This is a genomic window from Rubritalea sp., from assembly GCF_039830215.1.
GTDB lineage: Bacteria > Verrucomicrobiota > Verrucomicrobiia > Verrucomicrobiales > Akkermansiaceae > Rubritalea.
Window position 1 is genome coordinate 1 of the sequence record NZ_JBDOPO010000019.1, and the last position, 9,826, is coordinate 9,826.

The 9,826-nt window shown below is 47.8% G+C and carries 6 protein-coding genes, 1 tRNA gene and 1 pseudogene; 4 read left to right on the forward strand and 4 right to left on the reverse strand.

What is annotated here, in order from left to right; translation table 11 throughout:
* Positions 1-829: 829 nt before the first annotated feature.
* Both ABGY95_RS00605 and ABGY95_RS00610 read right to left on the reverse strand, forming a co-directional pair.
* Positions 830-1,099: a type B 50S ribosomal protein L31 gene (locus tag ABGY95_RS00605; RefSeq protein ID WP_347439740.1), complete on the reverse strand. Its 270-nt coding sequence runs from the start codon at positions 1,097-1,099 to the stop codon at positions 830-832.
* 98 nt (positions 1,100-1,197) lie between these two features.
* Positions 1,198-2,130: a hypothetical protein gene (locus ABGY95_RS00610; protein ID WP_347439741.1), complete on the reverse strand. Its 933-nt coding sequence runs from the start codon at positions 2,128-2,130 to the stop codon at positions 1,198-1,200.
* 358 nt (positions 2,131-2,488) lie between these two features.
* Here ABGY95_RS00610 and ABGY95_RS00615 point away from each other — a divergent pair.
* Positions 2,489-3,612 (forward strand): annotated as a pseudogene (locus ABGY95_RS00615) (IS4 family transposase); the annotation flags it as partial.
* A 1,096-nt stretch (positions 3,613-4,708) separates the two neighbouring features.
* Here the strand turns inward: ABGY95_RS00615 and ABGY95_RS00620 are convergent.
* Complete coding sequence (locus ABGY95_RS00620) at positions 4,709-4,915, reverse strand: cold-shock protein (RefSeq protein WP_347439742.1); 207 nt, start codon at positions 4,913-4,915, stop codon at positions 4,709-4,711.
* A gap of 224 nt (positions 4,916-5,139) precedes the next feature.
* The gene (gene polA / locus ABGY95_RS00625) at positions 5,140-7,995 is read right to left on the reverse strand and encodes a DNA polymerase I (protein ID WP_347439743.1); all 2,856 of its coding nucleotides are present in this window, start codon (positions 7,993-7,995) and stop codon (positions 5,140-5,142) included.
* Between the two features lie 146 nt (positions 7,996-8,141).
* Between polA and ABGY95_RS00630 the strand changes: the two genes are divergently transcribed.
* From ABGY95_RS00630 to ABGY95_RS00640, 3 genes are all read left to right on the forward strand, one after another.
* A complete protein-coding gene (locus tag ABGY95_RS00630; RefSeq protein ID WP_347439744.1) occupies positions 8,142-8,684 on the forward strand; it encodes a hypothetical protein in 543 nt (180 codons plus the stop codon).
* A gap of 336 nt (positions 8,685-9,020) precedes the next feature.
* Positions 9,021-9,095: transfer RNA gene (locus ABGY95_RS00635), tRNA-Thr, on the forward strand.
* Between the two features lie 63 nt (positions 9,096-9,158).
* Positions 9,159-9,826: GTP-binding protein (locus ABGY95_RS00640; RefSeq protein WP_347439745.1), on the forward strand; the 668-nt coding region annotated here is incomplete at its 3' end.

A 9,826-nucleotide genomic window follows, 5' to 3' on the forward strand; every position in this document is an offset into this window, starting at 1 on the left:
TTCGGTATTAAGCACAGTGCAACTTAGTCCAGTATGCCTTGGATTCTAGCCGTTTTGTCGTTTGGGAAACTAAAGTCGGCCAGCCCAGAAAGATCACGATGGCAGAGTCCTCTACCAAGGACCAGCCGCAGCCAAAATTGCACACTATTGGCTATGATAAGCCAAGTGATAAGATTGACACCTCGGCATCCTTTGCCTCCTTTAAGGGCAAGCGTGAGTCAAATTATACTAATTACTTTATCAGCATATCCCAAAACTGTTCTCTGTCAGGAATGGAAGTGTGACTGATCTCGCTCAACATGGCTTTCTCATGGTCCATACAGATGGAAAGGATTTTGGCAAGCGCTGCAAGTAAATGACCACAGATGAATCTCGATCGCGTCGCTATTTACGGTAGTCCGGCTGGTGGGCAAAGCTCAACGGGGACCGTTCCCTTTCATGGAGGCTTCTCCAATGCCGCAACCTTGGACTTTAGTTGTCACGCTAAGAGCTTGGATAAAACCTAGTGGAATGAGCAGCGGATCGGTTGGCCCACACTATCCTTAAAAATTAAATATAACTAATGCCCACAAACTGAAGGGCGCGCTGAACCTCACCTTTGATCAAGTCGACCGCAATGTAGACCCAGCATCCACCATGCGAGTGGCCAATGCTCAAAACTATTTCAAATCCATTGCTATTCTCAACGGAGTCCATGAATCCGGGGAAAGCCTCGTGCTAAAGTTGCAACGGTTCCAAAAGAACTTCGGAAGCAAGTAGCTTTTCGTTATAAAAAAAGCTTCACGGGTAAATCCCATGAAGCTTCTTGAAAGTGTGTCTCGAAAGAGAATTAGCCAAGTGATGGCTTCTTCGCGCGACGAACAGCACCAAAACGCTTTTGGAATTTGTCGATGCGTCCTTCTGTATCCACAAATGTTGACTTACCTGTGTAGAACGGGTGAGTGTCAGCAGTTACGCCCATTGAGATAACGTAGTACTCTACGCCGTCAATAGTTTCTTTGTTTGCGGAAGTCGCGGTAGAGCGTGTGAGGTAACGCTTACCGGATGTCATGTCTTGGAAGATTACTGGGTGGTAATCAGGATGAATATCAGCTTTCATAGTCTTGATAAGGTTGTGCCACGTTTCCAACGCGGCGGGATGGGGAGAATGCAAAGATTGCCTAGCTTGTCAATCTTTTACCGAGCTTAGGCCATGAACTATTCGGCTAACACCCAGAGCTGCGCAATAACTTGCTGCAGCATTGTTCCTGAGAAGTCTATGAATTCGCTGAATAGGCTCAGCCAATGGGTCACATAGCTTTTGAAATTTAACCCACCTGGTACCAAACAAAGCATTGTCGCGAGTAGTAAAACATTCGCCATATAGATAAGCACTGCTGAGAAGAATGTGCCGTTCTCCTTAAGATCAGGTTGGTCTCTGGGGATCATCCAGATAGTCCAGGCTAGATGGAATGTCCATGTGGCTCCGATCGCTAAGTAGAGCGCGTAATCGTGGTATGGGATGATCCAAAAAAGGCGTAGAAGGCCAGAAATAAATAGGACGATAAACGACCAAAAGGGGACGAAATAAGGGGAAAGGGCAATGAGTATATTGGACTTGTTCGTCATCACATAGCCGCCCTCTAGAGTGACATTGAAACCCGAAACCTTACCTCCACAAATGTAGATGAAAATCACGTGAGTCAGCTCGTGGCCAAGCACATAAAGATAGAGAAAGAAGTTGCTCAGAAGTTTTGAATAAAACCAACCGCACATTAGAAAACAGCCAGTGAAAAAGAAAATGAAAGGGCGTGAGCGGAGTAGCTCCATCCAGAAATGTGATTTTCCCGTGTGATCAGTAATGGTGAACAGCGCTAAGGTGCTAATCGCACTGGGTAACATCAGCAGGATGGCGTAAATTGAACGTAGTATCAGTTGCCCCGTCGGGAGCGAGTAGTCTTCCTCATAAGTGTCGGCTATTGCTGCATGAACTGAGGTCAACCCTTGGCGTCTCCAGCTACGCTGGTTTGCTCGTTGGTGGGCTCGCTTATTAGCGCCCTGAATCGATTCCCATAAGCTCGGGCGCTGAGCACGGCGGGCTGCACCGTGAGAACGGCGGCGTGGGGCGGTTTTTCGTTCGCGGCGTGACATAAGATGAAAAGGAATGTCTAAGGTTCCCTAATTAATTAGAAAAAGCAACTGTGGAGTGCAATACTCCAATTCGGGTGATAGCCACTAATTGTAGAACGTTTTGTAGTGACTCTGAACTGTCGCTGATGGCTTAACGACTATGGTAGTGTTCCATATTTCAAGCTCACTCGTAGAGTTTAGAAGTAGTTGTGTTTCCCCCAACCAATGTAGTCGACGTGCTAAGTGAGCGCTCATGTGCGTTAACTTCAACGCATCTTTTTGACGCGAAACAGATTATAGTTTTGGAAACACAGCCATCCCATAGGCTGATCGATTTTTAAGAGGTAGCTGGCGGTCGATCCCACTTAGGATCGGCCTGATGAAATATAAACCAGCCAAGGACAAGTTGCCTGTGCTCACTCAGCTCAGCAAGCTCATTCCTCCAGATCTAGTCAGTAAGCTAGCTAGCAAACACGGCATAGATAAACAAGCTCGAACATTTACAGCATGGAGTCATGTCGTAAGCCTGCTCTTCACGCAACTCACGCACTCCATAGGACTCAATGATGTTTGCGACACACTGCGTATTCATTCACGTTGGCTAGGTAGCCTTCGTGGAGTCGTGGCCCCTACCCGAAATACTCTTTCTCACGCTAACAAGACCCGCAATAGCGACATGATGCAGGATTTATTTTGGGCTGTTCTTTCCGATCTTGAAAACAAGACCCTAGGAGGATTCGGCCTTCGATACAAAGGATTACCAAGAAGGTTCAAAAAGGCGATTTACGCGGTCGATTCCTCTACGATAGCTCTGGTAGCAAACTGCATGAGTTGGGCAAAGCATCGCCGCCGTAAGGCTGCCGCGAAGCTCCACCTTCGTCTGAACCTACAGAGCTTTCTGCCGTCTTTTGCTATTATCGAAGAGGCTAGCCACCACGATGACACCCGCGCGCCAGCTCTCTGCGCTCACCTTCAGGAAGGCGAGATTGCTTTATTCGACAAGGCCTATGTGAACTTTACTCATCTCTAAGGCCTTTGCAAACGGGGAGTCTTCTGGGTGACTAGAGCCAAGGACAATATGGCATACACAGTGCGCAAAAAGCTGCTAAAGAAGCCCAATGGAAATATTTTGCGTGATGATCTCATCCTTTTAAAAACTCCAAAGAGTAAGGAGCAGTACCCGACGCTACTGCGCCGAGTTGAGATGATTGTGACCATTGACGGAAAGCAAAGGTGATGGTCTTTATCACCAACAACACGGACTGGGCGGCAAGCAGCGTGGGAGACCTCTATCAGGCACGCTGGGGTATCGAAGTTTTCTTCAAGCAAATCAAACAGACCCTACAAGTCTGTGATTTTCTAGGACACAGTAAACATGCGATACGCTGGCAACTATGGGCAGCCCTGCTCCTCTACGTCTTGATGCGTTTCCAAGGTCAAATAGCGGATTGGTCTCATAGTTTTTCACTTCTACTCGCGATAGTTCGAGGAGTTGTATGGGACTGAATAGACCTAATGAGCCTGCTCAAATCCTATGGGGCAGCACGCGGGCAGGAAGCCTGTAAATAGAGAGAGTCTCTTCTGAAATTCAAAAAGCGAAGTCGCCGAATCGGTCAAAAAAATAACGCTAACTCAAGGATTACAGCTACCTATTGAGTTGCTATGGGATGACTGTGTTTTGGAAAGGGTGAGTCAGTCGGCAATGTTGGCATGACTAAACGTCATACAAACCATAGGCTAGCCACTACAGTTATTGCAACTTGATGCCTTAGCCAAGCCGGTTTCTTTCAGTCAAGGCCGCCGTCCCCCCTCGGGTTTCAGTTCCTTTGGAATTATCCATTGTGTGATGGTGCATTTGCCGATATCGCGCTGCAGTTAGACATTCTGGCTCACGCGTGCTCCAGCCAATGTTGCAATTACTTTTAGCAACGGATTTCTCGTTAGAGAAACTGGCAAATTCAAAGTACTAAAAACTATTTTCTAATAAATGTAGGCTGACTTGCTACGCAGCTAGGAACCTTGATCAGTGCATGAATTCCGTGATTGTAATTTGCTTCATAAACGGAAGCTCCGAGTGGAATCGAGGCTGAATCTGATTGTCCAGCAAGATTGATAGGCTGCTCAACCGTGTCGAAGCTTACGTTTGAGGATGAAATGTTGGCGCTGTATCCCAGTAGGGTCGTACATTCCAAGCGAATGGCTTTATCGTTAGATATGCAAGTTGAACGCGTTCTTTAGACAGTATCCTCAAATCTATAGCAGCTATTGAACTGAAGGCTGTTAGTGTTTTCGCATAGTTCTTATATTGTGAATCTATGGTAGCCACAAGATCCAAGATTATATAGTTAGAAGATGAGTATATTTCGTACTAACCGGTTAGGGAGAATTGATGTGCTGTGGGAACTGGTCAGACCCATAGATAAAAAAAGAACCTCACCCGTTTGACCGGATGAGGTTTTGAAAGAATTGGCGGACTCCATTACTGGTTAGTCACTCAAATCCATAGTTTATTTGGAGCATTATCACATTTGGAATGTGCAGCATTGTGTGAAAATCACATGTATAGCAGCTCATTGCCAAATGTTGTTATTGCTGCGGGTTAAACTGCAACCACTTTGTTTGCGCAAGGGCCCTTTTGGCCTTCACCTACTTCGAACTCAACAGCTTGGCCGTCGTTCAATGAAGCGTATCCGCCGTCAGACTGGATTTCTGAATGGTGAACGAACAAATCGTTACTACCGTCATCAGGTGAAATGAAGCCGTAGCCTTTGTCTGCGTTGAACCACTTTACTGTACCTTTACTCATGTTATCTTGTTAATTATTTCGGTGAGATTTTAAAAATCACTACTCCAATTCACCGCTTGGGGAGTGAGTCGACTTGAATCTATGATTGTTCGTCGTAGGTATCGATAAAGGTATTTTCGTTTTTAGCGAGAGGAATTTTACCAACTTGCTCCTTTTTAGTGTTTTGAGCTTGGTTTCGCTGGGATAGAGCTTCTTTTTTAGAGATGAAACATGGTTCGAGTTGATCAATGTGCTTCGAGCCAGTTGTTGCCTGTGCCAGAATCAGCTTTTGCGGGGACTCCGTGGGGGAGGGCTAGGGCGCTTTCCATTGCTTTGGTGATCAGTGGGATAAGTTCTTCTTTTTCGTCGAGAGCTAGGTCGAAGATCAGTTCGTCGTGCACCTGTAGGATTATTTTACTGCGGTAGTTGCCGTCGCGCAGGAGGGCGTCGACTTTGATCATTGCGAGTTTGATCATATCAGCACCCGTTCCTTGGATTGGGGTGTTGATCGCAGCGCGTTCTGCATTTTTGCGGATCATGCCATTGCGTGAACTGATGTCTCGAAGGACGCGGCGGCGGCCACCAAGTGTCTCGACATAGCCATTTTTCTCTGCCTGTTTCATGGTGTTGTCCATGAAGGTCTTGATTGCTGGGTATTGTTCAAAGTAGGAATCGATAATGCTGGCTGCTTCGGCGCGCGGGATTCCTAGTCGCTGGGAGAGTCCAAAGGCGGAGATGCCGTATATGATACCGAAGTTGACCATCTTGGCCGCCGATCGCATGTCGCGGGTGACTTCATCGAGGTTGACTCTATAGACGCGTGCTGCAGTAGCGGTATGGATGTCGAGGTCTTGCTGGAAGGCTTTGATCATCGCTTCATCTCCAGCTATAGCGGCCATGACGCGGAGTTCCACCTGCGAATAGTCACAGGCGAGTAGTGTGAAGTCCCCGCTGCGTGGGATGAAAGCCTTGCGGATTTCGCGACCCGCTTCGCTTCGTACTGGGATGTTCTGCAGGTTCGGATCTGAGGATGCTAGGCGGCCAGTGGCTGTCATTAGCTGGTGCAGGTGGGTGTGGATACGCTGATCACTCGGGCAGATATGCTCGGGGAGGGCATCAACATAGGTGGATTTGAGTTTGGACGCTTCCCTGTATTCAAGAATGTTGGCCACGATCGGGTGTTTTGGCGCAAGCGCTGAGAGAGTGGATTCGTCTGTCTTGAATTGGCCAGTTTTGGTTTTCTTAGGTTTCTCAACGAGTTCCATTTCTCCGAAGAGAATTTCCCCGAGTTGCTTGGGTGAATTGAGGTTGAATTCTTTGCCAGCTTGTTCGAATATATCAGCCGTGAGGGTCTGGAGCTTGTTGCCGAGAGTTTCACCAATCACTTTGAGGCTCTCGAGGTTGACAGAGATTCCTTCGTGTTCGATGCGGACAAGGACTGGTAGAAGGGGGGACTCGATATCGTAGAAGATCTCGGATTGACCAGATTCTTCAAGCTTTTCGGCCAGTACTTCAGCGAGTTGGAAGGTGACGTCGGCATCCTCGCAAGCGTAGTCGGTGAGGGCTTCGGGCGGGATGACCGACATGTCGATGTATGCCTTTTTCTTTTTAGTGGGCTTTTTCTTCTCTACCTTCTTTTCAGCAAAGCTGAAGAGGTCGTCATCGGTGCTAGCCTCCTCGATTTGTTTTTCCACTTTCTTAGCGACTTCGCTGAGTTTGATGGGTGTGTAGCCGAGCATGGACTCAGCTAGGTAGTCCATGTTGTGGCGTTGATCCGGCTCGACCAGTGCGTGGGCTAGCATGGTGTCGAAATAGGGTGGAGTAGTCTCTAGTTCCTGAGCGAGTAGGACGGAGATGTCATACTTGAGGTTGTGGCCGATCTTGGTTGCCTTTGAGGTAAGCGCTGGACGCAGAGCTGCGAGAATGTCGGCTACACTCAGTTCCGCTGATGGTGCGACGAAGTAGGCTTCACGGGTTTTCCAGCTGAGAGCTACACCTAGGATTTTTGCGGTGCGCGGGTTGAGCGATGTTGTTTCTAAATCGAAACAGAATAGGTCTTGCTGGTTGAGGAGTTTGGTTACTTTCTCAAGAGCTGCGGCTGTGTTGACTAGAGAGTATTGGGTCTTAATGTCAGAGAATGTCTTGAGCTCAGCGGAAAGAAGCTCAGGTTGCTCGGATGATGCCGAAGAGGAGCTGTGGCCACGACCAGACTGGAAGTCATTTCCGTAAAGACGTTTACCGAGCGCGCTAAATTCGAGCTCGGTGAAGAGTGACTTCACAGCGTCATCATCACGGTTTTCAAGAACGAGTTCCTGGAAAGTTGTCACGACCGGAACATCGAGAATAATAGTAGTAAGGGTCTTAGAGAGCAAAGCTTGCTCCTTGTTGTTCTCTACATTTTCTTTCTGTTTGCCTTTGAGTTGATCAGTGGATTTCAGTAGTTTTTCGACAGAGCCGAACTGCTTGACGAGTTTCTTGGCTGTCTTTTCACCAATACCGGGGACGCCGGGGATGTTGTCCGAAGCGTCACCCCAGAGCGCTAGAATGTCTATTACCTGTTTAGGGTCGTCAATAAGCCATTTTTCTTGAATGGCAGGGACATCGAGAAGCTCGACGTCAGACCCTTTCCGACCAGGTTTCCACATGGTGGTGGTGGGACTGACCAGTTGGGCGTAATCTTTATCCGGAGTCACCATATAAGTGTGAAACGAGCCGTTTTGATCCGCTTTATGTGCAAGGGTGCCGATAATGTCGTCAGCTTCGAAGCCTGGAATTTCAATCACTGGGATGTTGAATGCCTGTAGTAAGCGCTTCACTTCTGGGATTGCTTTGGCGAGATCCTCAGGCATGGCGTCGCGCTGGGCTTTATACTCAGGGAAAATCTTGTGACGTGGAGTAGGCTCTTTGGTATCGAAGGCTACCCCGAGGTGGGTTGGCTGTTGCTTGTCGAGAATATCAAGCAAGGTATTCATGAAGCCAAATACCGCAGAGGTGTTCATGCCTTTGCTGTTATGGATAGGGGTACGTATGAGCGCGAAGTGTGCACGGTAGACGAGTGCCATGCCGTCTAGAAGGAAAAGACGATTTTCAGGTGGAGCCATGGGCGCAGCATGAGCAGCGAGCTGGAGAGGTCAACATTTATAGAGAGCTGGAAAGAGGTTTTAGAGCTGTGATTCCAAAAGAATGAACTGGAAAGCAAAAGAAGAGCTGATAAGGAATAGCCGTAATGAACTCTTCATCCTTTCTTATGATCTTGATTTTTGTGGCAATCGGTTACGTTGCTCATCCGATTGTATTACCTTTCGTGGAGGATAAATTGCCAAAGCCTCAGGTGGTGCAGAGTGGCGAAGTTGATGAGTTGCTAACTGCAGAAGAAGTTCCAGTAGCTAAAATTGAACCATTAGTTACAGTACTTGATGAAGCCGAGGATGCGAGCGTTAGCCCTCGTATTGTGGAGGAGGCTACCGAGCCTGAGTCAATGTTGAATGGTGTGGTTGAAGATGTGGAGGTTGAAGTTACTGAACGTGATGAGATGAGCGAGGCGCAAGTTGTTGCTGCGATGCAGAAAAGTATCAAGGCTGGAGAGGTAAATGAGTTTGGCTATGATGAAGTAGTCGCTTGGGAGTTTGCTGGCGATGAAGGATATGATGGTTCAACCTACCAAGTGGGCCTGGTCTTCGTTAGAATGACGACAATTTTCGGGCTCAGTGAGCAAAAAGTAAAAGCACTATGTGAAGATGGCGCTGTCGTGAAGTGGCTGTGGGCTGCTTCAGGGGTGGAAATTGAATAGTGAGGTCAGTTTGGAGCAAAATGATCCGCTTGAGTGAAGGTTTTCACTTGGGAATGAGAGGTTATCCTAGTTGAAATGCAGCGAGTCATGTGGACTGCTGCATTTTTTTGTGTCTATGGAGCTTAAATTGTTGAATTCTTGTTGCATGTGGTTGTTTTAGAGTAACTGGGGGGTTCTCCAGTGAGTTATGGTTGAGAATTGTGCGGTGATTAATCGGGAGCTCAATAAAAAGTGAAAAGAACGGCAATTTATTTTTGACAGTTGGTCGGGAGTTGCTAGTTTGCGCCCGCCTTCCTAGGTCAACTGACTGCGGAGGGGAAATACATCGGTAATCTTGCTCTTGTAGCTCAGCGGTAGAGCGCGTCCTTGGTAAGGACGAGGCCGGCAGTTCAAATCTGCTCAAGAGCTCCATTGCTGATTATCATTTCTTGCATCCGGCAAGTCTAAAATCTAAAGCGCAAAATATCTAAAATTATGGCTAAAGAAGCATTCGAAAGAAATAAGCCGCACGTGAACGTCGGCACAATCGGCCACGTTGACCACGGTAAAACTACCCTCACGGCGGCAATCACAAATACACTCGCAGAGACAGGTGGAGCAGAAGCTAAGGCTTATGACGAAATCGATGGGGCTCCAGAAGAGCGCGAGCGTGGCATCACAATTTCCACAGCACACGTTGAGTATGAGACTGAGACGCGTCACTATGCGCACGTTGATTGCCCAGGTCACGCTGACTACGTTAAAAACATGATCACAGGTGCGGCACAAATGGATGGAGCAATCCTCGTTTGTTCAGCAGCTGACGGTCCAATGCCGCAAACGCGTGAGCACATCCTTCTTGCTCGTCAGGTTGGTGTTCCAGCGATTGTTGTCTTCCTTAATAAAGTTGACCAAGTGGACGACGAAGAGCTTCTTGAGCTCGTTGAAATGGAGATTCGTGAGCTCCTTAGCGCGTACGAGTTCCCTGGTGATGATATCCCAGTTGTTATGGGGTCTGCTCTCCTCGCTCTTCAGGGTGATGCTGATCAGAAGGCTAATATTCACAAGCTTATGGAGGCTGTTGATTCGTACATTCCTGAGCCAGAGCGTCCGGTTGATCAACCGTTCCTTATGCCTGTTGAAGATGTGTTCTCGATCTCTGG

Excerpts from the sequence above, each read along its gene's own strand:
- ABGY95_RS00620 (WP_347439742.1), bottom strand. The coding sequence starts at position 4,915 with ATGAGTAAAGGTACAGTAAAGTGGTTCAACGCAGACAAAGGCTACGGC.
- ABGY95_RS00610 (WP_347439741.1), bottom strand. The coding sequence starts at position 2,130 with ATGTCACGCCGCGAACGAAAAACCGCCCCACGCCGCCGTTCTCACGGT.
- ABGY95_RS00605 (WP_347439740.1), bottom strand. The coding sequence starts at position 1,099 with ATGAAAGCTGATATTCATCCTGATTACCACCCAGTAATCTTCCAAGAC.
- polA (WP_347439743.1), bottom strand. The coding sequence starts at position 7,995 with ATGGCTCCACCTGAAAATCGTCTTTTCCTTCTAGACGGCATGGCACTC.
- ABGY95_RS00630 (WP_347439744.1), top strand. The coding sequence starts at position 8,142 with ATGATCTTGATTTTTGTGGCAATCGGTTACGTTGCTCATCCGATTGTA.